The organism is Methylocella tundrae (assembly GCF_901905185.1).
Classification (GTDB): Bacteria; Pseudomonadota; Alphaproteobacteria; order Rhizobiales; family Beijerinckiaceae; genus Methylocapsa; species Methylocapsa tundrae.
This window is the reverse complement of the sequence record NZ_CABFMQ020000074.1, coordinates 12,956-34,292: the sequence shown is the minus strand read 5'-3', so window position 1 is coordinate 34,292 and position 21,337 is coordinate 12,956. Positions and strand designations below refer to the sequence as shown.

The 21,337-nt window shown below is 62.7% G+C and carries 16 protein-coding genes and 1 tRNA gene; 6 read left to right on the top strand and 11 right to left on the bottom strand.

Translation table 11 applies throughout. From position 1 onward, the window contains the following. Positions 1-191: 191 nt before the first annotated feature. The 4 genes from MPC4_RS21730 to htpG form a co-directional block, all read right to left on the bottom strand. Positions 192-431: a GCG_CRPN prefix-to-repeats domain-containing protein gene (locus MPC4_RS21730; protein WP_423136036.1), complete on the bottom strand. Its 240-nt coding sequence runs from the start codon at positions 429-431 to the stop codon at positions 192-194. Positions 432-542: 111 nt separating this feature from the next. After that, positions 543-1,595 (bottom strand): DUF4167 domain-containing protein, encoded by a 1,053-nt coding sequence (locus tag MPC4_RS07120; protein ID WP_244628892.1) that lies wholly within the window; start codon positions 1,593-1,595, stop codon positions 543-545. A 448-nt stretch (positions 1,596-2,043) separates the two neighbouring features. Further along, the gene (prmC, locus tag MPC4_RS07115) at positions 2,044-2,934 is read right to left on the bottom strand and encodes a peptide chain release factor N(5)-glutamine methyltransferase (RefSeq protein WP_174511907.1); all 891 of its coding nucleotides are present in this window, start codon (positions 2,932-2,934) and stop codon (positions 2,044-2,046) included. A 34-nt stretch (positions 2,935-2,968) separates the two neighbouring features. Further along, positions 2,969-4,942, bottom strand: a complete 1,974-nt coding sequence (gene htpG, locus MPC4_RS07110) for a molecular chaperone HtpG (RefSeq protein ID WP_174511906.1) — start codon at positions 4,940-4,942, stop codon at positions 2,969-2,971. A gap of 345 nt (positions 4,943-5,287) precedes the next feature. Between htpG and MPC4_RS07105 the strand changes: the two genes are divergently transcribed. Together MPC4_RS07105 and MPC4_RS07100 are read left to right on the top strand one after the other, a co-directional pair. Beyond that, positions 5,288-5,719, top strand: coding sequence for a DUF2794 domain-containing protein (locus MPC4_RS07105; protein WP_174511905.1), 432 nt, complete (start codon positions 5,288-5,290; stop codon positions 5,717-5,719). A 5-nt stretch (positions 5,720-5,724) separates the two neighbouring features. Further along, positions 5,725-6,651 carry a DUF4436 family protein gene (locus MPC4_RS07100; RefSeq protein WP_174511904.1) on the top strand — a complete coding sequence of 309 codons (927 nt, stop codon included), beginning with the start codon at positions 5,725-5,727 and terminating at the stop codon, positions 6,649-6,651. Positions 6,652-6,716: 65 nt separating this feature from the next. Here the strand turns inward: MPC4_RS07100 and MPC4_RS07095 are convergent, their stop codons facing one another. The 4 genes from MPC4_RS07095 to MPC4_RS07080 form a co-directional block, all read right to left on the bottom strand. After that, positions 6,717-7,502 (bottom strand): Bax inhibitor-1/YccA family protein, encoded by a 786-nt coding sequence (locus tag MPC4_RS07095; RefSeq protein WP_174511903.1) that lies wholly within the window; start codon positions 7,500-7,502, stop codon positions 6,717-6,719. A 139-nt stretch (positions 7,503-7,641) separates the two neighbouring features. Beyond that, complete coding sequence (locus MPC4_RS07090) at positions 7,642-10,251, bottom strand: ABC transporter permease (protein WP_174511902.1); 2,610 nt, start codon at positions 10,249-10,251, stop codon at positions 7,642-7,644. Between the two features lie 25 nt (positions 10,252-10,276). Next, entirely contained in the window at positions 10,277-10,624 is a 348-nt protein-coding gene (locus MPC4_RS07085; protein WP_174511901.1) for a cupin domain-containing protein, read from the bottom strand. 74 nt (positions 10,625-10,698) lie between these two features. Continuing rightward, positions 10,699-11,394, bottom strand: coding sequence for an ABC transporter ATP-binding protein (locus tag MPC4_RS07080; protein ID WP_134491501.1), 696 nt, complete (start codon positions 11,392-11,394; stop codon positions 10,699-10,701). 2 nt (positions 11,395-11,396) lie between these two features. On the opposite strand from MPC4_RS07080, the gene MPC4_RS07075 reads away from it, so the two are divergent. Both MPC4_RS07075 and thpR read left to right on the top strand, forming a co-directional pair. After that, positions 11,397-12,176 (top strand): arylesterase, encoded by a 780-nt coding sequence (locus MPC4_RS07075; RefSeq protein ID WP_174511900.1) that lies wholly within the window; start codon positions 11,397-11,399, stop codon positions 12,174-12,176. 119 nt (positions 12,177-12,295) lie between these two features. Continuing rightward, entirely contained in the window at positions 12,296-12,829 is a 534-nt protein-coding gene (thpR, locus tag MPC4_RS07070; protein WP_174511899.1) for an RNA 2',3'-cyclic phosphodiesterase, read from the top strand. 20 nt (positions 12,830-12,849) lie between these two features. Here thpR and MPC4_RS07065 read toward each other — a convergent pair whose 3' ends face one another. Then, on the bottom strand, positions 12,850-14,256 hold the full coding sequence (locus MPC4_RS07065; RefSeq protein WP_174511898.1) for a cytochrome P450: 1,407 nt from the start codon (positions 14,254-14,256) through the stop codon (positions 12,850-12,852). Positions 14,257-14,396: 140 nt separating this feature from the next. Between MPC4_RS07065 and MPC4_RS07060 the strand changes: the two genes are divergently transcribed. Further along, positions 14,397-14,472: transfer RNA gene (locus tag MPC4_RS07060), tRNA-Glu, on the top strand. Positions 14,473-14,648: 176 nt separating this feature from the next. Further along, positions 14,649-16,349: a SulP family inorganic anion transporter gene (locus MPC4_RS07055; protein WP_174511897.1), complete on the top strand. Its 1,701-nt coding sequence runs from the start codon at positions 14,649-14,651 to the stop codon at positions 16,347-16,349. Positions 16,350-17,680: 1,331 nt separating this feature from the next. Here MPC4_RS07055 and dinB read toward each other — a convergent pair. Further along, positions 17,681-18,799, bottom strand: a complete 1,119-nt coding sequence (dinB, locus tag MPC4_RS07050) for a DNA polymerase IV (RefSeq protein WP_174511896.1) — start codon at positions 18,797-18,799, stop codon at positions 17,681-17,683. A gap of 93 nt (positions 18,800-18,892) precedes the next feature. Continuing rightward, a complete protein-coding gene (locus tag MPC4_RS07045) occupies positions 18,893-20,962 on the bottom strand; it encodes an ATP-dependent helicase (protein ID WP_174511895.1) in 2,070 nt (689 codons plus the stop codon). Positions 20,963-21,337 lie beyond the last annotated feature (375 nt).

Sequence of the window (21,337 nt, the reverse complement as noted above, 5' to 3'; positions counted from 1 at the left end):
TGGCTACCCAGGTTGCTTGAGTCAAATGTAGGAAAAAAAAGCCTGGGCGGAAGGTTATTCGCCTTCAGAAAAAATGATGCGGCGCAGAAATCGCTTACGCCACAACGGTCAGGCCCACCGGAAGCGGCCTCAGCCGCCACGGCGAGGTCGCTTTCATCTTTGCATTCACGGACGCGACTACGACGGAGCCGTCACCACGCGCAGACGCGGCGCGGTCCCCAAGGCGTCCCCCGCCACCAGCAACGCGGCCCCGGCCGCCGCCAATAGCCATTCGGACGGCAACCGCCCCAAGGCCCTCGATGCCAGCCTAATCCGCAGCCGCCCCGAATCAAAATTGTCTCGGAAGACGGCGGCAGCGGCGACGGGGCGCTCGGCAAAGCCTGAGCCTCGAATGACGTCAGCGAAAGAGAAATTCCCAAGGCGGCGAGCATTGCTTTGGAGATCATGGCTTCACCTGTTTCCGTCCCAACATTGAAACGGAAACACCATAATCCGGCGAGCGCAAGACCTTGGCCCTTAAGATTGATAAAATCTCTCGCGCGTCAATCTCCGACAGGGTCTTTCGCGCTGCTTTCCGCGTGATTGGAATCATCAGCGGAGGCCGAATCGATCGCCATCTCCGCCTTGCTGCGACGCCGGCGCCGCGGCCGCAGGTGAAAGCCGTTCGGCTCGCGCTCAGCATCCGAGTGGCCGTCGCCGATGGGGTTCAGCGTTTCAACGCTGGCGTTTGCTTCGAGCGGTTCACTTAATGCGTCGGACACGGCGCGGACCGGCGCGGTTATGAATGCAGGAAGGCCTTTGGGTTCGCCATCATCGACCGGCGCCCTGTCGCCGCGCTGCTCGCGCGGGGCCTCGCCACGAAAATCACGCTGGCTGCGGCCACCGCGCGACGCCCGGCTTTCCTGCTCGCGCCCCGGAGCGTCGCGTCCCGGCGCGTGGCCGGACGCCGGCTCGCCGCGCGAGCCCTGCTCTCTGGACGGACCACCGCGATCCGAACCATACCGCTCTTGTCCACCGCGGTCCTGGCCGCCGCGGTCCTGGCTGCGATCCTGGCTACTGCGTTCGGAATAAGGGCGATCCTGATAGGATCTTTCCTGATAGGGCGCCCGCTCCTGACGCGGACCACGCTCCGGCCGTTCAAATCCCTGCTTTTCAGCGTTGCCGCCGCCGCTTCCATAAAAGCCGCGATCCTGAGGCTGTTGCGGATTGCCGGATTGCGGCTGCGGCGCGAAAGCCGGCTGCGGCGCTGCGAAGCGCTCCGGCGGCGAAGCGAACCGGTCTGGAATACCGGTAAAATCGTCTCCATCGTCGGTCTCGTCGGCGATGGCGTCGCCCGGCTGGCGCTGGTAGCCGGCGGCGCTCTGCTGCTGCGCCTGTTGGGCCACCGCGATGAGCCGGAAATAATGTTCGGCGTGCTGGAGATAGCTCTCCGCCGTGACGGGATCCCCCGAGGACTGCGCGTCGCGCGCCAATTGCAGATATTTCTCGCCGATATGATGTGCGGTGCCGCGAATTTTGACGTCCGGACCACTCGATTCATAGGAGCGCGTCAAAGGGTTCGGCCCTTTGCGATTACTGTTAGGTCGACCGCGCATGCGTTTGTTGTTCTGTCCTGGTCTCATCGATGATCCTTGAGTGGCGCCGTAGTCGCGACCCCCGAGCATCGCCTTATCGGCGAGTCGTCACGGTCCTTATCGAACCATTTTTCAAAGAGTTAAGGCGCGAGCAGTTGTTTGGGCTCTCCAGCCGGTGACGATACTCACGGAGCTTCCGTGGCATCAATCCTAGACCCTGTATAGCCAGGATCTTGGAGCTTGGGGGACGTTACCTCGGTTTCGCCGAGCGTCTCAGCTTAGCCGGAAGCGGGCTCACCACGTTCACACACTGCGTATTATGCGAGGACAGGTGGATCTCGACGCTAACCGCAGCTTTACAGGAGCGAAAAGGCAATCCTTATTCCGTGAAACTAGCCGCTTTCGAATGAAACGCCAAGGGCTTTTAGAAAATATCTCCAAGCGACAATTTGCTGCGTCCGAAGTGCGATCAGGCCGAGGTCAGCTCGCTTGCCAAAATAATACGTTCGCGACCGCCGAGGTCAAGTCGGAACTTGAAATTCGAAAAAGAAGCCTCTCGAAGCAAGGCCGCGACCGCATCCCCTTGCCCCTCGCCAAACTCCAGTGCGACGACGCCCCGAGGGGCGAGCAGCGACGCGGCTGCGGGGACGATGGCGCGAAAGGCCGCGAGCCCATCTTCGCCGCCGTCGAGCGCCAGACGCGGATCATAAACACGCACTTCCGGCGCGAGGCTTTCGATCTCGCTGCTCGCTATATAGGGTGGGTTGGAGACGATGCAATCGAAGCGCGCGCTCAAAGCAGACGCCCAGTCGCCACAGATGATTTGTCCGCGAGAGCCCAGCCCATGCGCGGAAAGATTGCTGCTCGCCACGGCGCAGGCGGCTGGCGAAAGGTCGACTCCGACGCCAAACGCGCCCGGCAGGCCTTGCAGCAGAGCGCTCAGAATGGCGCCAGAGCCCGCGCCGAGATCAAGGATGCGCCAGCTTCCCTCGATATTCCCGGCAAAATGATCGAGCACGGCCTCAATCAGGGTTTCCGTGTCTGGGCGCGGATCAAGGGTCGCCGAGCCCAGCGCGAATCGCGCGCCCCAAAATTCCCGGTACCCGAGGATTCGGGAAACCGGCTCCCTGCCGAGACGCCGCGAGGCGAGGGTCTTGAGACGATCCGCGCCTTGGCCGAGGGGCGCGTTGGGATCGCGCACAAGTCCCGCGTGATCGATCCCCAATGCCGCGCAGAGCAGGACGCGCGCATCAAGTTCGGCGGACGCAATCTCGCCATCGGCGAAGGCGCGGGCCAAAATGCGCCGCGCCTCATCGCGCGGCGTCGCAGCGTCGAATCCAAAGGCGCTGTCCGATTTCACCGCGGCAAGCGCCCCTTTTTGCGCTTCAACGCCCTCACGCCGCCGAACGCCCCGCCGCCTCGAGCAGAATCCGAGTCAATCGGGTGGCGAATTCCGGCGCATTGGCCGGCTTTTCGCCTTCCATCAGGCGGGCCTCGTCGAAGATCAGCCAGGTGATGTCCTCAATCTTCTGCCTGTCGGGCGAACCGACAAGGGACGCCAGCGCCTGGATCAGAGGATGTTTGGGATTGATCTCAAGAATCGGCTTCGTCGCTGCGCCGAGCTGACCATGTTCGGCAAGCAGTTGTTCGAGCCGCCGGTCAGGGCCGCGGTCCGGCGCGATGAGGCAGGCTGGGCTCTGCGCCAGCCTATCGGACGCGCGCACCTCGGCCACGGAGTCTTCAAGGGTCTGTTTCATCAGCGCGAAAAGAGCCGCGAGGCCGGCTGGCGGCTGCGCCTCGGGGGCTTCGCCGGCCGCGGCGTCGAGCAGCGGGATCGAGGCGATGTCGGCTGCGCCCTGCGTTACGGATTTGAAAGGCTTGCCCTCATATCCGACGGCGGTCGAGACCCAGAAGGCGTCAATCGGATCTGGCAGGAGCAAAACCTCGACGCCGCGAGCGGCAAATCCTTCGAGCTGGGGGCTCGCCGCGAGCCGTTTCAGATCATCGCCAAGGAGATAATAGATCGCCGTCTGATTTTCCTTGAGGCCGGCGATATAGTCCTTCAGCGTGCGCCCGCCCTCGGGGTGGGACGAACTCGCAAAGCGCGCCAGCGCGAACAAAGCGTCGCGCTTTTCCGGCTCCTCATAGAGTCCCTCTTTCAATACGACGCCAAAATGCTTCCAGACGTCGTCGAATTTGGCGGAATCATTTTCGGCAAGCTTTGTGAGTTCGTGCAGGATCTTGTTGGCGACGCCCTTCTTGATCGCGCCAAAGACCGGGCTTTCCTGGATCATCTCACGCGAGACGTTCAGCGGAAGATCGGCGGAATCGACGACAAGCCGCACGAAGCGCAGCCATCTTGGCAGGACGTCGGCGTCGTCGGTGATCAGAACATGGCGGACATAAAGCCTGGCGCGGCCATGACGCTCGGGATTGAAGAGATCGAACGGGCGCGAGGACGGCACGAAGGCGAGAACCGTGTATTCGTGACGCCCTTCCGCGCGCCAATGGATGGTCAGGGCCGGGGCGTCGAACTGGCCGGCGAGCGTATGATAGAAATCAGCGTATTCTTCCGCCGTGATAGCGCTCTTGGGCTTCGTCCAGAGCGCCTGGCCATCGCTAAGCCGGCGCGGCTCGGCGCCTGGCGATTCGACGAGTTCGATCGGCGCAGCGAGCGCGCTTGAATGTTCACGCACGATCCCTTCGATCTTGTACGCGTCGAGATAGTCTTTGGAGGCCTCGGTCAGATGAAGCACGACCCGTGTCCCATGCTCCGGCGCATGGTCGAGGTCGAGCGGCGTAATGGTAAAAGACCCCTTGCCGTCGGAACTCCAGACGAAAGCCTCGTCCGATCCGGCGCGCCGGGAGAAGACCTCGACACGATCGGCGACCATGAAGGCCGAATAGAAGCCGATGCCGAATTGGCCGATAAGGTCCACATGGGCCCCGCCTTTGCTCTCCAGCTCGGTCTCTCGCACGTCCTCGGCTTCTTGCGGGGACAGTTCGCCGCTTTCGGGCCTCGCGCCAAGCCGGTCGAGAAAGGCGCGGGTGCCGGAACGCGCAATCGTGCCGAGCGAATCGGCGAGGTCCTCGCGCGTCATGCCAACGCCATTGTCCTCGATCGCGAGGGTTCCGGCATCCTTGTCGACGCCAATCGTGATGTTGAACGGCTGCTTCGCGAGGGCAGGATCGGCAAGCGCCTCGTAACGCAATTTCTCACAGGCGTCGGCGGCGTTGGACAGCAATTCGCGCAGAAAAATATCGCGGTCCGAATAGATCGAATGCACCATGAGATGGAGCAGCCTGGCGACATCGGCCTGAAAAGGCTGTGCCTGAAAGGATTGGGATTGACCAGCAGCTTCTGACATGACGAGCGACTCTTTCCTCAAAATCAATTACCGTTCGGAGCAGAATGCGCCAAATCGCATTTTGCTCTTTAAGCCTTTGCTCTGACGCATGATACGGGTCCGAAAAGTCGGCAACTTTTCGGCATCACGTCGAATGGAGGCGCGTAAATAAGCCACGCCCGCTCCTTGGCGGCGCGCGCGGCCCCGCAAGGCGCTGATATTGCCTTTGCGCAGCTTCGATGCAAGTGCCGCGAGCGTGGAAAACGGCTGCGCCAGATCTGTCGCATAAGCGTCAAGATAGGCCTTGCCCTGCCCTAATCAGCGCGCGATGATGCCGCCCATTCCTGGCCGTGAGCAGCAAAACGCATGAATGATCCGGAGCCTGCCGAGGATAGCCGCCTTCCGATCATGACCGACGGCAGGGTGCAGGCGTTCGCCTCCCGCGCTCCTCTCGTCTCGCCGCGCCTCGTTGCAGGCGCGCCCCCGGTTCATGGCTCAGAGACGGTGTCGTTCGACCGGTTCGAATTGCGCGAGATCTTAAATCTTTACGGCCGCAAGGTCGCCGAGGGCGAGTGGCGCGATTACGCCGTCGATTTCACGCCGCAAAAGGCAGTGTTCTCGATCTACCGCCGCGCTTCGGAATGCGCCCTGTTCAGGATCGAGAAAACCCCGAAACTGGCTAAGAAGCAGGGCGCCTATAGCGTCGTCGCGACGACGGGCCTTGTGCTGAAGCGTGGCCATGATCTGCGCCGCGTGATAGCCATTCTCGACAAGAGACTGAAGCTCGTCTCGGGGTAGACCACTTGGAAGCATCGCCCACCCCCGACGGCGCCCCGCCGGACGGTCAAGCCGCGCCCGCCGCCCGCATCCGGCGCCTGCGTCTTGCGGCGCTGTGCCTTGCCCTGTCGGTCCTCGGCGTGGGCTATGCCGTCCTGATTTCGGATTTCTACCACCTCACCGAACCCACGGAATCCGTCTTTCGGGAACGGCAAGCGGACGCGAGGGCGCCGCTCGACATTTACCTCGAGGTGCTCGCCGTAGAGCCGGCGCGACAAGCCATCGAGGTGCGGCTCGACTTTGCAACCCAAAGCGACTCCGGCGCCCCGCGCTTTCCCGGCTTGCCCGGAACGGACATTCTGGTCGAAGTGAATGACGGCGGCGACGTCCAGGAGATCGCACTGCAGGCCGGACAGCCGGCGATTTCGAAGACGCTTTCGCTCAGCGTGGACGGCCCATTCGAGAATTATCCGCTCGACCGTTACGACGGGACGTTGCGGATCCGGGCGATCGAGGGCAAGGACGCCGCCGGCGGGGTCAGCGTCCCGCTGCGCCTTAGGACATGGGAGAATATCGCCAGCTGGGAGGTCGCAATGTCCCCTCGCTACGCCGCAGCTGGCGACAAGGGGCTGTCGCTCCATGTGCGGGCGCAGCGCCCTTCCGCGCAGATCCTTTTCGCGTTCGTCGTCTTCGCCGGAATGATCCTCCTCGCCGCCAGCGCGTTGACGATTGGAGGCCTCGTCTTCCTCGGCGCGCGCAAGATCGAAGCGGCCTTGACCGGCGCCCTCGGAGCGATGATCTTCGCCGTGCCGATGCTGCGCAACGTGTTGCCGGGCGCTCCGCCCCTCGGCGTTCGCGCCGACGCCTTCGTCTTTCTCTGGGTTCAGATCGGGGTCATCCTCGGCCTTGCGCTCTTCGTGGCGGCCTGGGCGCGACGCGGTCCGCCGCCATAAGGCGAGGGCCAAATAAAAAAGGCCCCGCTTGCGCGGAGCCTTCCTTAACCGTGCCCGAGCGGGGCCTAATTGTTCCTGCTGCCGGTGAGGTAGAGGAGCGACTGGAAGATATTGATGAAATCCAGATAAAGCATCAAAGCGCCATTCACGGATTTCTTGGTCGCGACCTCGTAGCCGTCGCTCTCGTAATACATTTCCTTGATCGCCTGCGTATCCCAGGCGGTGAGGCCCGAGAAGATGAGGACCGAGAGGATCGACAGGCCGAACTGGAAAGCCGAGCTCTGGACAAAGAGGTTAACGACGCTCGCGATGACGAGACCGATCAGCCCCATGACGAGGAACGCCCCCATCGCGGAGAGGTCACGCTTCGTTGTGTAGCCGTAGAGGCTGAGGCCGCCGAACGCCGCGGAGGTGATGAAGAAAGCCCTGGCGACGGAATTGCCGGTGTAAATCAGCAAAATCGACGACAGCGAGAGGCCCATCGCCGCCGCGAAGGCGAAGAACAGGGCGCGCGCGGACGAAGCCGACATCTGGTTGATGCGGAACGAAAAGAACAGCACAAAGGCAAGCGGCGCCAGCATCAGGACATAACGCAGCGGGCTGCCGTAGATCGCAGCGCCGAACGCTGTCAGCGGGATACGGCCCATCTGTGCGACCGCCTGGGAGGAATCGCCGGCGACTGCGAGCATGTTGACGCCGAGCGCCACCAAACCGGTCAAGGCGAGGCCCACCACCATATTATTGTAAACACCGAGCATAAAGGTGCGCAGGCCCTGGTCGATTTCGGCGCGACCTGCCCGTGCGACGCCCTGACCCCAGCGGGCGCTTGCGTTGCGGTCGAAGTCGGACATGAGTTCCTCTGGAAGTTATGGAGGCTTCACCGCCCCCGGCCGCCGCCGTTTCTGACACGCCAGCGTATGCTCCAATATGGCCCAGAGGCCAAACCCATTCAAGGGCGCGCAACATGAACTATACTTAAGGTTGCCAAAGTCAAAGATCGCGCAGATAGGGCCCCGGCTTTCGCCCGAGGATGCGAAAGGTTCCCATCAACCCAAGCAGAATGGTGAGGATCAGCGCGGCGGCGGCGCTGCCGAGCGCCTCACGCCAGAAGAATATAAAGTCGAGATCCATGATCTTCCGCAACACGCCATAGGCGGCGGCTGCGCCGGCCGCGACGCCAAAAAGGGCCGTGGCGAAACCGATGAGGCCATATTCATAGAGGAACGCGGCGAGAAGCCGCCCGCGCGTGGCGCCGAGGGTTTTTAGAACCACGGCGTCATGCACGCGCGCCTGCTGGCCCGCCGCGACGGCGCCGCCGAGCACCAGGATCGATGCGAGCAGCGCGACGCTCGAAGCGCCCCTGACGGCGGCGGCAAGCTCCGCCAAGATGGCGCTCGCAGCCTCGAGCGCATCCTTGACCCTTATGCTCGTCACAGCGGGAAAGGCGGCGGCGCTCTCGCGCAAAAGGCTCATTTCGCGGGCCTGATCGGCGCCGGCCGGAAAAGTCAGCGTCGCGAGATCGGTATAAGGCGCGCCAGCGAATGTGTTCGGCGAAAAAATCAGCACGAAATTGATGCCGAAGCTGCGCCAGTTCACCTTTCGGATATTGGCGACAGCGCCGACAATCGTGCGGCCGAGAACATTGACGGCGATTTCGTCGCCGATCTCGAGCCCCAGACCGTCCGCGATTTCGCTTTCCAGCGAAATCAGCGGCGGGCCGCTGTAATCCTTCGGCCACCATTGCCCTTTGACGAGCGTCGACCCGGCGGGGAGACTATCCGCGAATGTGACGCCCCGATCGCCCCGCAGCGCCCAGGCCGCGCTCTCCTTCGGCCGTGCGAGATCGGTCGACAGGCCGTTCAGCTTGACGATGCGTCCGCGCAGCATTGGAACCAGCTCGATTTTGCCATCGGGCGCGCGCTCTTTCAGGAATTGCGTGAAAGCGCCCGCCTCGGCGCCCTGCACGTCGAGAAAAAAGAAGCTTGGCGCCGTTCCCGCATTGCCGGCCTTGAGTTCGCCGCGAAGATTGCCGTCGATCAGCGCGAGCGTGACGAGGAGGGCGAGGCCAAGACCGAGCGACAGCACGACCGAGGCGGTCAGGGCGCCGGGACGATGGATGTTGCCGATCGCAAGGCGCAGCGCGACGTTGCGCGGGTGCGGCAGCTTCCGCGCGAAAAACATGATGGCGAGAGCGACGAGGCGCAGCAGGACAAAGGCTGCGAGCGTCGCGCCAAGATAGATTAGCGCGAGCTTGCGGTCGCTGGAAAACAGCAGCGCGGCCGCGACAAGGGCGCAGGCGGCGGCGAGCGTCAGCGAAATATAACGCGGTCGCGGCCAGGCCCGCAGCGGCTCGACGCTCTCGCGAAAAATCGCCTGCGCCGGCACGTCATGCACAACGCCGAGCGGACCGACGGAAAAGCTCAGCGCGGTCAAGAAGCCATAGAGCGCCCCCTCGCCGATCGCGCTCGGGTGAATCGAAGGGACAAGCGGAAAAGGAAGCAGCGCGCCAAATCCCCAAACGGCGATGAAAGGCATGGCGGCGCCGATCAACGCGCCAAACGCGATGCCGAGACAGGCGACCAGCATGACCTCCGTCAGCATCATGGCGAAGGCCGCCGCGCCGCTGGCGCCGAGTGATTTCAGCGTCGCGATCGTCTGGCGCTTGCGCTCGACATGGGCGCGGATCGCATTGGCGACGCCGACGCCGCCGATGATCAGGGAGGTCAGCCCGACAAGGGTCAGGAATTGCGTAAAGCGGTCGAGGTTGCGCGAAAACTGCGGCGATATGTTTTTTCGCGTGCGCACCTCCCAGCCGGCGTCCGGCAAGTCGGCGCGGGCATGATTGGCGGCGTCATCGACGGCGGCGTCGCCCGCAGGCGCCGACGGCGAGCCAAGCGCCACGCGATAGAGCCAATGGGTGAGCGCGCCCGGCTGCAGCAACCCCGTCGCCCGAAGCCCCGCCTCGCTCATCATGACGCGCGGGCCGAAGCCGACGCCTCCCGCCAATTGGTCCGGCTCCTTCGTCAGAAGCGCGCGCAACTGATAGCGCGCGTCGCCAATTGAAATCAGATCGCCTATCGCAAGGTTAAGCCGCGGCAAAAGGGCGGCGTCGACGGCGACGCCAAAAACCCCGTCTCGCTCCGACAGCGCGCCGTCGAGGGATTGCTCCGGCTCGAGGCCGACCTCGCCAGCCAGTGGGTAAAGCGCGTCGACCGCCTTGATCTCGACCATCGCCGCCTCGCCGTTCGGGCGGCGCGCCATGGCGCGCATCAGGGCGACCGAGGACAGGCGTCCGCTCGCGGCCAGAAAGGCGCGCTCGGAGGCCGTCGCTTCACGCTGGGCGAGATCGAATGAGAGGTCGCCGCCGAGGATCGCGCGGCCATCGCGCGCAAGACCGTCCTGCAGCGAAAGCGAAACCGATTCGACGCCAACGATCGCGGCTACGCCAAGCGCGATGCAGCCGAGGAAAATGCCGAATCCGCCGAGGCCTCCACGCAGATCGCGCCATGCGACCCTCAAGACGAAAGGCAAGCGCGTCGCCCGCCCCGCCTCCGCCCGCGCGTCTTTCGCGCGGACCGGCGCAGTTCCCAGCTTGTTCATGCAGGCGCCTTCTCGAATGGAGACATCAGCTGAAATGGACAGCGAGCCAGATGGTCGCGCCCGATTTGTCGGTCCATTCCACGCGATGCTTTTGCTTCGCGGGGATGAGCAACCAATCGCCGGGATGCAAAACCCGTGGATGGGCCTCCCCCTCGAAGCGCAACGCGGCCGATCCGGCGAGCACAAGCACCCATTCGGCGAGATCCTGATCGTACCAAAACCCCGGCGGGCTCGCTTGCCCGGCCGAGACGATGCGCTCGATCTTTAGATTTTTCGCCTCGACCAGAGGCGTGAACTGCTCCGCGCGCGTGTCGAGCGCGGCAATGTCGAAGAGATTGCCAACGCCATCATGCGCCGACGCCGAATCGATCATGCAGCCATCCTGTTGCGATAGGCCATCTCGATACAGATTATGGCAAACCTCCATATACGCAAAAAATCGCGGCGCTAAAGCGGAACAGCCAATGGCTCCTCTTGCTCGACGCGGCCGGAACTGATCTTGACCGTGCGGTCGCATCTGGCGGCGAGGCCGGGATCATGCGTGACGAGAACGAGGGTCGCGCCGCGATCGCGCCTTAGCGCGAACATCAGCTCGATGATGCTCGCCCCTGTGGCGGCGTCGAGATTGCCGGTCGGCTCGTCGGCGACGAGAATTGAGGGGTTCGGCGCAAGGGCTCTTGCGAGCGCTGCTCTTTGCTGTTCGCCGCCCGACAATTGCGCTGGATAATGCCGCAACCTATCTTTCAGTCCAACAGACTGAAGTTCAGCCTCGGCGCGCGAAAAGGCGTCGCCCGCGCCTGCCAGCTCAAGAGGAATTGCGACGTTTTCGAGAGCCGTCATGGTCGGGATGAGGTGAAAGGATTGGAAGACGATGCCGATATTCGCGCCGCGAAAGCGCGCCAGCGCATCCTCACTGAGGCCGTTGAGGCTCGCGCCGGCGATTTTGACAGTTCCGGAATCCGGCCGCTCAAGACCCGCAAGCACCATGAGAAGGGTCGATTTGCCCGATCCCGATGGTCCGACGAGCCCAACCGTCTCGCCGCGCGCAATTTTAAGTGACAGGCCTTTGAGGATATGAACCCGCGCCGCGCCGCGGCCAAGGCTCAGATGCACGTTTTCGAGTTCAACAGCGGGTTCAAGCATCCATGACATCCAAAACGCCGCCGCAAGCAGACCCGCGCCGCCTCAATTCTCAGGCGCAGGCCCCGATCGCCAATGCGCGGGCTGAGCCTGTCCGATATAGGGATCGTCGCGACTTTCTCCAAGGCGTCCTCCAGACTGGCGCCGCGCTGCTGCTGGCGCTTCCGCTTGACGCCGGACGCCGGGGCGCCGCCGCCGAAGAAAACCCTCGAGTGACAAGACTGATTGCATTCGGCGATAGTTTGACGGCCGGCTATCTCCTGCCGGCCAATGCCGCTTTTCCCGCCGTGCTCGAAACCGCGCTCCACAAGGAGGGCTATCGCGTCGCCATCGCCAATGCCGGCGTGTCCGGCGACACCTCATCGGGCGGCCTTGCGCGGCTCGACTGGGCGATCGGCGATGGCGCGGATGGCCTCATCCTCGAACTCGGCGCGAATGACATGCTGCGCGGAACCGACCCCAAGGTGACGAAATCCGCCCTTGAGGCCATTCTCGCCAAACTCAAAGAGAAGGACGTCAAGGTTCTGCTCGCCGGGATGCTGGCGAGCCCGAACCTTGGCAAAGACTATCAAACGCAGTTCGACGCCATCTATCCCGAACTCGCCGCCGAATATGGCGCCCTGTTCTACCCCTTCTTTCTCGATGGCGTCGCCGACCGGCCCGATCTCAAGCTTGCCGACGGGCTTCACCCCAATCCGGACGGCGTTAAAGAAATCGTCCAGAACATCCTGCCGAGCGTCCGGGCGCTTCTCGCCGAGCTTGGGGATAAGCCGGCGCGCGGCTGAGAATTTTTCGCGACCGCAGCATGAGCCGATTTTCGCCGCGAAGAAAATTTGCTAGATAGAGCCAGTTCGGCGATGGCCGCGCGATTCGGCTTTTCACTCCAGTATTTTAAGGAGGGACCATGCCTCGCCTGTTCACCGGCCTCGAGATTCCTCCAGATCTCGCCATGGACCTCGCCATGATGCGCGGCGGCATTTACGGCGCGCGCTGGATCGACGTCGAAAACTACCACATCACCTTGCGCTTCATCGGCGACATCGATGACGCCACCGCACGCGACGTGCACGCCTCGCTGGAGCAAATCCGGCGCAAACCCTTCACCGTCGAGATCGAGACGCTGAGCTCCTTTGGCGGCGACAAACCAAGAGCGATCGTCGCCAAGGCGAAGCCCGCGACGCCCCTCGTGGAGCTTCAGGCGCAACAGGAGCGGCTGCTGCGGCGCATGGGCATTCCGCCCGAGCCGCGCAAATTTACGCCGCATGTCACCTTGGCGCGGCTGCGGGCGGCGTCCTCCATGGCGGTCGCCGATTATCTCTCGACGCGCGGCTTTTTCTTTTCGCGCCGTTTCGAGGCGCAGCGCTTCGTGCTTTTTTCGTCCCGGGCGTCGACCGGCGGCGGCCCCTACGTCATCGAGGCGGCATACCCGCTGGGTTAAGATTTTGCCTGGCGCCCGCCTCAATTGTGTGAGCGCGTGCGCCGCCGCAGGATCATCGGCAGGCCGCCTTCCGGCCGCAGCGTAATGTGCTGCACGGGCTTCACCTCGTGACCCTTTGGAACCTCGAGGGTGAACGAGCGCATGACGTGGGCGAGGATGATCGCGGCCTCCTGCAAAGCGAAGGCCGCGCCGATGCAGACGCGAGGGCCGGCGCCGAATGGCAGATAGGCGAAGCGGTCGATTTTTTCACGGGCGCCTGGAAGGAAGCGGCGCGGATCAAAGACATCCGGCTGATCCCATAAAAGCTTATGCCGGTGCAGCACCCATTGCGACACCATGACGAGCGCGCCTTTGCGAATGCGACGGCCGGCGAGCGTATCGCAGTCGAGCGCGTGACGGCTCATGCTCGCCACCGGCGGATAAAGCCGCATCGCCTCCTCGATCACGGCTTTGGTCTCGACCAGCCTTTCGGCGTAATGCTCGATGGGGCCGGGCAGCACCGCGTCGGCCTCAGCCGCGAGGCGCTGGCGCCATTCCTCCGACATCGAGAGCAAAAACAATGACCAGATCAGCGCATTGGCGGTCGTCTCATGACCGGCGCCGATGAAGGTCACGATATTGGCCCTGATTTCAGCATCGCTAAGGCCCGCGCCGGTCTGCGGATCCTCGGCCTCCAGCAGTAATGTCAGTATGTCGCGCGGCGCGGCGGCGCCCTTTTGGGCCAGCAGCCGCTTGCGGCGCTCAATGATGGCGTCGACGACGTCCTCAAAAAAATTCAGCGCGGCGCCGCTGGTCAGTTTGGTCCAGCGCGGCACCCAATCGGGGAAATCAAGGAGATCGAACGGATCGAGGCGCCCGAGCGTGAGGAAATAGCGCGTGAGCGCGGCGGTGAACTCGGACGGATCGCGCCCGAGCCCATCGGAAAAGATGGTGCGGCCGAGCACGTCGAGCGTCACCCGCGCCATCTCGGGCTGAATGTCGAACATTCGCCCCTGGCGCAGCCGCAGCCATCGCGCGATGAGTTCTTTCGCCGCTTCATCCGTGGCGGCGGCAAAAGAGGCGATGTTTTTCGGCGTGAACAGAGGCGCCAGGGTGCGGCGCTGCGCGCGCCACTCGTCGCCTTCGACGATGAGCAATCCCTCGCGCAGACCTTCGCCGAGGACGCGCTTTTGCAAAGCGTCCTTATTGTAATTGGCGGCGTTGTCGAGCAGGACGCGCCTGATCGCCGCCGGTTCATTGATGACCGCGATCGTGCCGAGAATCGTCGGACCGATGATGATCGGCAATTCGAAATGGGCGCGGGTCCAGGTCTCGATTGGATTTTTGCGCAAGACGCGCATCGTGGAGATTGGCCCGAGCGGCGCGGCAAGCGGAACCGGCGCGGGCGGGCGAGGCAGAGCCGTCGCATGGGAGGAAACATCCGTCATCGCGTCAGTCTATGCCGCGAGCCGGCGCGCGCAAGAGCCGTTCCTGTCGGGACGGGCGCCGAACCAATTCAACAAAACAACAGCGACGATTGGCTTGCAGGCGTGGCCGCGCCGATATAAAAGCCTGTCTCACGCGCTGCGCTCCCTTCGTCTAGCGGTCTAGGACGTCGCCCTCTCACGGCGAAAACAGGGGTTCGATTCCCCTAGGGAGCGCCAATTGCGTCAAAATGTCGAACACCCGCGCGGATTGCGGATTTGTGCTCAGGCGATGACGGCCTGTTCGAGGCGTCGATCCCGATTATCGGCTCAGGCTTAGGCCTGCATTGTTCCAGAGCAGGACGAGATCAAGCACGATCGACCGGATTCCACCAGGCAGTGTCGAGGCGCGGCGCATGAAGGAATCGACGGGCCGCCGGATTAGGCTGACGTGGCTTTGGCATATCCCGTCGGTTCGCTGGCTCGCGGAATACCGCGCCGCCTGGCTGCCCGCTGACATCGTCGCCGGCGTGACCCTCGCGGCCTACGGCATTCCCGTCTCTCTTGCATATGCCGGACTGGCCGGATTGCCTCCGCAAGTTGGCGTATATGGCTATTTATTGGGGGGACTGGGCTACGCTTTGCTCGGATCGTCGCGTCAACTGGCGATCGGGCCCACATCCGCCATTTCACTTATGATTGCCGGAACCGTGGGCGCGATGGCGGCCGGGGACGCGCAACGCTACGCACAGATCGCCAGCCTTACGGGTTTCACCGTAGCCGCCCTTTGCCTGATCGCCTGGGCGTTAAAGCTCAGCGTGCTCATTAAGCTGGTTAGCGACAGCATACTTGTTGGATTCAAGGCGGGGGCGGGCTTGACGATTGCCGCGACCCAGCTGCCAAGCCTCATTGGCGCGCCTGGCGGCGGGCACAATTTTTTTGAACGGGTGATTCTGTTTGCCGGACAGTTAGGCGAAACGCATTCCCTCGTGCTTGCGGTCGGCGCCGTCGCAATCGTGCTGCTGACAGTCGGCGAGCGCCTGCTGCCGGGGAAACCGGTCGCGCTCGGCGTTGTTGCGCTGTCGATCGTGATCGCATCCGTGCTGGGGCTTCCCGCTCTCGGCGTGCCAACGACGGGAAAGATTCCGGCCGGCTTACCCACGCTGGAAGGTCCGGCGTTGCGGCTGCGCGATGTAGAGGGCATAGTTCCTCTGGCCGCCGGATGCCTGCTGCTCGCCTATATTGAAAGCGTCTCCGCCGCGCGCGCCTTCGCCGCCAAGCATGGATATGCTCTCGACACGAGGCAAGAGCTGCTCGGGATCGGCGCGGCAAATCTCGCGACGGCGCTGGGCCAAGGCTATCCCGTCGCAGGCGGATTGTCGCAGACGGCCGTCAACGACAAGGCCGGCGCACGCACGCCACTCGCCCTTGTCTTTGCCTCGATGACGCTTGCCATATGCCTGCTCTTCCTCACAGGGCTGCTGGAAAACCTGCCCAAGGCAATTCTGGCCGCCGTCGTTCTGACGGCCGTGTCCGGATTGTTGGATTTTCCGGCGCTGTTCCGCATGTGGCGGGTAAGCCGGCTGGATTTCTACGCCGCAACAATTGCTCTTTTCGGCGTCCTGTTGCTGGGCATACTTCAAGGCATCCTCCTCGCTGCGCTGGCGTCCGTCCTGATGCTGCTGGCCCGTGCGTCACGCCCGCATGTAGCGTTTCTTGGCCGCGTTCCCGGCACGAAAAGCTACTCCGACATCGGCCGGCACCCGGAAAACGAGCCGCTCTCCGGCGTCATCGCCTTCCGTCCCGAAGCGTCGCTGATCTACGTCAACGCCAGCTCTGTGCTCGAGACGGTTCTGAACCACCTTGGCGCGTCAGCTCCGTCCGACATCCGCCTGATGATCTGCGATCTCTCGGCATCGCCCTACCTTGATCTCGCGGGTTCTCGAATGCTGCATGAGTTGCACAGCGAACTTGCCGCCCGTGGCATTGTGCTGCGAATCATCGGGGCGCATGGACGGGTGCGCGACCTGCTGCGAGCGGACGGCATCGGTGAAAAAGTCGGGGGGCTCGAAAGGGTCGTAACGCTTGATGCGGCGCTTGGCGGCGGCGGCGGGTGAAGGCCCGGCCGGCTCCAAAGATGGTCCGGCTCAAACAAGCCCGAGTCACAAGCAATAGTTGCGGATGAGCTGTGGCTTAAGCACACGAAGGGAGCCCGGCAAAAAGCCGCACGCACGCGAACGAAGGACTGGCGGGGGGACGCCAATCCTTCGCGCACTATCAAGGACTAGGTAATGAAATATGGCGGACTAACGCCTTTTGAAAAAATTTAGTGATCACTAGACGGCTAATAACGTGCGTTCCTAAAATATCGCTTCCAAACCAGAACGGATCCGCTGTAGACGTCAGTACTATAAGTTGAAATTTTCACGTGGTCGTATATTGGTTAGCTAACAAATGAATACTGATACAAATGGGGCCGAATAGCAAGACTGAATTGTTAATTACTTCTTTTTTGTGCAAGTAACTATTCTTATTATTTAACAGTTCAATATCGTCAGGAGCGCGAAGGCGGACGGCGGTCCACCGGGTATGGGGGCAAGAGCGGCCTCTGGCGATTAAGCCGGCCTTAGCGCCGCCCTAAGTGCGGTACAACCTTCGCTGGCGAGAAAAGCGGGAAGCCCGCAGACGGACGTAAAGCGAAGGGAGCCACCACCAGGGAAAACAAAAAATAGCCCCGTACGGGGCTATTCCTTGGCAGGCGTCAGGCGGCTCACTTATCGCCGCGGCCCATCCCCGAGTCCGGCTCTCCAGATGGCGTGTTACCGCTGGACGGCGCCATTGACGGTGTTCCCGTCATATCCGATGGATGGCCTGAGGTCCCAACGGGCCCCTCCGGGCTATCGGCGGCGGAGCGGCCTTCGGGCCCAACTGTCGCGGGCGCGGAACGCGAGCCTTGATCGGGAGGGCTCATCGACTGGGCAAGGGCGACGCCCGGCGTAATCGCGACCATTGCGGCGAATAGAGTTCCAAGCTTCATGAATACGGCTCCTTAGGTTCTGCGTGTCGTGAGCGCTCTAACGGGCGCAAGCGGAAAAAGTTCATGGTTTTATGCTTTTCCTATCGTGCCCTGTATGCGCTCAGCCGAGCGTGGTCTCTCCGCCACACGTTCCCCGGCGGTTCTTCGCGATTGCGGTTGGAATAAGGCGTCCGCTCGGGCGATGCATCCCGCAATAAGGGCCATCATCACGGCGATTGCATTGAATTTAATGAAATATCACGATGGAAATGGTGATTGGACAGCCAAGGCAAGCTGCCGCAATATCGCCATATTTCAGCACCTATCAATTTTCCCTTTTATTCGCGGCGAATGTCTTCGCTAAAGGCCGCCGATACGCCCTGGCGCGTGCGCTCGCGTGACGGCGATCAGGCCCCCAGCGGGGCCGCGTTTTCAAAGCGCCAGAGCGAGCTGGCCTCGATCCTTCACCCGCGCCTGCGACAACGAGGAAAGCGATACTCCGAGCAGGCGCACGCCTTTTTTGACCGGCAGAAGCGGCGCAAGCAGCCCAAGACTCAAACGTTCCAGATCGGCGAGGCTTGCGATGACGTCCTCGCCGGATCGGCTGCGCGTGATCTGCTTGAAATCGGCGTATTTGACTTTCAGCGTGATAGTTCGGCCCCGGATGTCGCTTGCCTCGCAATGCCGCCAGACTTTGGCGAGGACCGGCCGCAGCGCCTCACACATCGCCTCGAATTCAAACAGATCCCGCGGAAAGGTGTTTTCCGCGCCGATCGATTTGCGAACCCGGTCGGCGCGCACAGGCCTTTCATCGACGCCACGGGATATCCAGTAATAGGCCTCGCCCGACTTGCCGAAGCTCTGTTGAAGAAAGGCCAAAGGTCTTGCGCGAAGGTCAAGTCCTGTCTCGATTCCGAGCCGCTTCATCTTCGCCGCCGTCGCCGGTCCAACACCCTGGAATGTTTCGACCGGCAGGGTCTCGACGAAGCGCGTCCCCATCTTCGGCGTGATGACGAAGAGACCATCGGGCTTGCGATGATCGGAGGCGAGCTTGGCCAAAAACTTATTATAGCTGACGCCAGCGGATGCGGTGAGATGCGTTAAGCGACGGATCTTCGCGCGGATCTGCTCGGCGATCTCCGTCGCCGACGCGACGCCTTGTAGATTCTCGGTGACGTCGAGATAGGCTTCATCGAGCGACAATGGCTCGATCAGGGGCGTATATTCGGCGAAAATCTCGCGGATCTGGAGCGACACTGCTTTGTAGACATCGAAGCGCGGCGTCACAAAGATGAGTTCGGGGCATTTGCGCTTCGCCGTCACAGATGGCATCGCCGATCGCACGCCGAACTTTCTCGCCTCATAGCTCGCCGCCGCGACAACGCCTCGCTCGGAAGAACCACCGACGGCGACAGGCCTGCCGCGCAGCTCCGCATTGTCGCGCTGCTCGACCGAGGCAAAAAAGGCGTCCATGTCGACATGGATGATTTTCCGGCGCGCGCCACCAGCCGGCGCATCCCCGTCGAGCGCTTCAGGCTCGGGCGCGCGCATATGAATCACGCCGGGAAGCGCGGGGATTTCGTATCAAAGACACTGGCCCATCATCCGATGATCTGTTGTCGAGAGCAAACAATCCCTGCCTCCTCATCGCCACATGCCGCGCATACGGGCGCCGAGGTCAATTCGAACGCCAACAGCCGGGCCGCGCGCGACGGCGGCCCCCGCCGCCGCGGTCGGCCACGCCGTACGCTCGAACAGATGCAACAGCGCATTCGGGATAAAGCGCGTTCGCGAGGCGTAAACGTGCCGGTCGCCCCGCGCGTTCTGCCCGTGCGTAAAAAAGCGTTGCGGCACGATGAGATGCAGATCATCCCTTGCGCGCGTCATCGCCACATAAAGCAGGCGGCGCTCCTCCTCGATCTCGTCCGAAGTCCCCGCGCCAAGATCAGATGGCATGCAGCCGTCGACGACGTTCAGCACGAAGACGGATTTCCATTCCTGCCCCTTGGCGGAATGAATGGTCGAAAGAATGAGATAATCTTCATCGAGATGTGGCGGGCCCGCCTGATCGCTGGTGGCGTCCGGCGGATCGAGCGTCAGCTCCGTCAGGAACCGCTCGCGCGAGGGATAGCCGGCGGCTATCTGTTCCAATTGCACAAGATCGGCGAGGCGCGGCGTCGCATCCTCGTGAATCCGCTCAAGATGAGGCTCGTACCAAAGCCGCGCGCACAAAAGCTCAGCCGGCCACCCGGCGGTTCTGCCGCGCAGCGCCATGACCGTCGCGACAAATGCGGTCCAATGCACGCTGGCGCGCGGCGGCGCGGGCGCGGAGCCGAGCGCGGCGATCGGATCGGACGCCGCCGCCATATGGTCGAGCGCGCGCTGCGCCGACGCCGGGCCGACGCCCGGCATCAGTAGCATGACGCGAAAGCCGGCGACGCGATCGCGCGGATTTTCGACAAAGCGCAGCAGCGCCAGAATATCTTTGACATGGGCGGCGTCGAGGAACTTCAACCCGCCGAATTTAACGAAGGGAATGTTGCGGCGGGTGAGCTCCACTTCGAGCGGGCCGCTGTGGTGCGACGTGCGGAATAAGACCGCCTGTTGCTTCAGCGTCGATCCGCTCTCGCGGTTTTCGAGCACCCGTTCGACGATGTAGCGGGCCTGATCGGCCTCATCGCGAACAGCGACGAGTTGCGGGCCCTGCTGCGCATTGCGGTCGGTCCAGAGATTTTTCGTGAATCGCTCGGCGGCCAGATCGATGACGCCGTTGGCGGCGGCGAGGATCGGCCGCGTCGAGCGGTAATTGCGATCGAGCGTCACGATCTCGGCCGGCGGGCTGAACTGGCCTGGAAAGTCGAGGATGTTGCGCACCGTCGCCGCGCGAAATGAATAGATCGACTGCGCGTCATCCCCGACAACCGTGAGCCCGCGGCCGGTCGGCTTCAGCGCCATGAGTATCGAGGATTGCAGCCTGTTGGTGTCCTGATACTCATCGACCATGACGTGATCGAAGCGCTCGCCGATGTCGGCGGCGAGCGCGGGATCGCTCATCGTCTGCGCCCAGTAGAGCAGAAGATCATCGTAATCGAGAACGTTCTGGCGCTGCTTTGCTTCGACGTAAGCGGCAAACAGCTGGCCCAGTTCCGCGGTCCAGGCGAGGCACCATGGAAAGGACGCTCCAAGGACTTCCCCGATGGCAAGTTCGGCGTTGACGCAGCGCGAATAGATCGAAAGGCATGCGCCCTTGGCCGGGAAGCGTTTCTGGGTCTTCGAGAAACCAAGCTCGTGCCGCACCAGATTCATGAGATCGGCTGAATCCTCGCGATCATGAATCGTGAATGCCGGATCAAGCCCGATCGCCTCGGCGTAGTCGCGGAGCAGCCGGGCGCCGACGCCATGAAATGTCCCCGCCCAACCGAGCGCGTCCGTCATGACGCCGGCGCTATCGCCGATCACCTTGCGCGAGATGCGCTCGACCCTGCGCGTCATCTCGGCCGCCGCGCGCCGGGAGAAAGTCAGAAGCAGGATGCGCCTCGGATCGGCGCCGTTGACGATCAGATGCGCGACGCGATGCGCCAAAGTGTTGGTCTTGCCCGACCCCGCCCCCGCGATGACGAGCAGCGGCGCGCAATCCCTCGCACCCGCGCCGTGCTCAACGGCGCGGCGCTGTTCAGGATTGAGCGCTTCAAGATAGGCGGCGGCAGCGGGCAAGGATTCGAATCATCTTTCTGGCTGAAAAATGCACGATCGCAGATTCCTGTTTTGTTCGCAATCGCCGTCTGTTTGTTGACCGTATTGAGGACCTGGCTTTTCCGGCCACAGATCCCGTCAACGGGGGCCGGCGGGTCCTTGTTAGTGAGGGATCATCTTGATCCGCTCGAAGCGAGAAGCCTCAAATGGGCGAGAGGTCGAGGGCGTTGCAAACCATAATTTCAAAGCTAAAGTTGGGCGCGATGATCCCCGCGCTTTAACCTGCCGCCAGATTGCTTGGCGCCACTGCGACATTGAGGGTGAAAGCCAATGCGCCGCCGCCTGCGTTCGCTACGCGAAAACAAAAGGCGGAACGTTCCGCGTCGGTCGCCATTC

What these genes read in the sequence shown, in the direction of transcription:
- MPC4_RS07080 (WP_134491501.1), bottom strand. Translation starts at nt 11,394, where the DNA reads ATGCTTGAACCCGCTGTTGAACTCGAAAACGTGCATCTGAGCCTTGGC.
- MPC4_RS07090 (WP_174511902.1), bottom strand. Translation starts at nt 10,251, where the DNA reads ATGAACAAGCTGGGAACTGCGCCGGTCCGCGCGAAAGACGCGCGGGCG.
- MPC4_RS07095 (WP_174511903.1), bottom strand. Translation starts at nt 7,502, where the DNA reads ATGTCCGACTTCGACCGCAACGCAAGCGCCCGCTGGGGTCAGGGCGTC.
- MPC4_RS07055 (WP_174511897.1), top strand. Translation starts at nt 14,649, where the DNA reads ATGAAGGAATCGACGGGCCGCCGGATTAGGCTGACGTGGCTTTGGCAT.
- MPC4_RS07065 (WP_174511898.1), bottom strand. Translation starts at nt 14,256, where the DNA reads ATGACGGATGTTTCCTCCCATGCGACGGCTCTGCCTCGCCCGCCCGCG.
- MPC4_RS07105 (WP_174511905.1), top strand. Translation starts at nt 5,288, where the DNA reads ATGAATGATCCGGAGCCTGCCGAGGATAGCCGCCTTCCGATCATGACC.
- MPC4_RS07120 (WP_244628892.1), bottom strand. Translation starts at nt 1,595, where the DNA reads ATGCGCGGTCGACCTAACAGTAATCGCAAAGGGCCGAACCCTTTGACG.
- MPC4_RS07085 (WP_174511901.1), bottom strand. Translation starts at nt 10,624, where the DNA reads ATGATCGATTCGGCGTCGGCGCATGATGGCGTTGGCAATCTCTTCGAC.
- MPC4_RS21730 (WP_423136036.1), bottom strand. Translation starts at nt 431, where the DNA reads ATGCTCGCCGCCTTGGGAATTTCTCTTTCGCTGACGTCATTCGAGGCT.
- htpG (WP_174511906.1), bottom strand. Translation starts at nt 4,942, where the DNA reads ATGTCAGAAGCTGCTGGTCAATCCCAATCCTTTCAGGCACAGCCTTTT.
- thpR (WP_174511899.1), top strand. Translation starts at nt 12,296, where the DNA reads ATGCCTCGCCTGTTCACCGGCCTCGAGATTCCTCCAGATCTCGCCATG.
- dinB (WP_174511896.1), bottom strand. Translation starts at nt 18,799, where the DNA reads ATGCGCGCGCCCGAGCCTGAAGCGCTCGACGGGGATGCGCCGGCTGGT.
- MPC4_RS07075 (WP_174511900.1), top strand. Translation starts at nt 11,397, where the DNA reads ATGACATCCAAAACGCCGCCGCAAGCAGACCCGCGCCGCCTCAATTCT.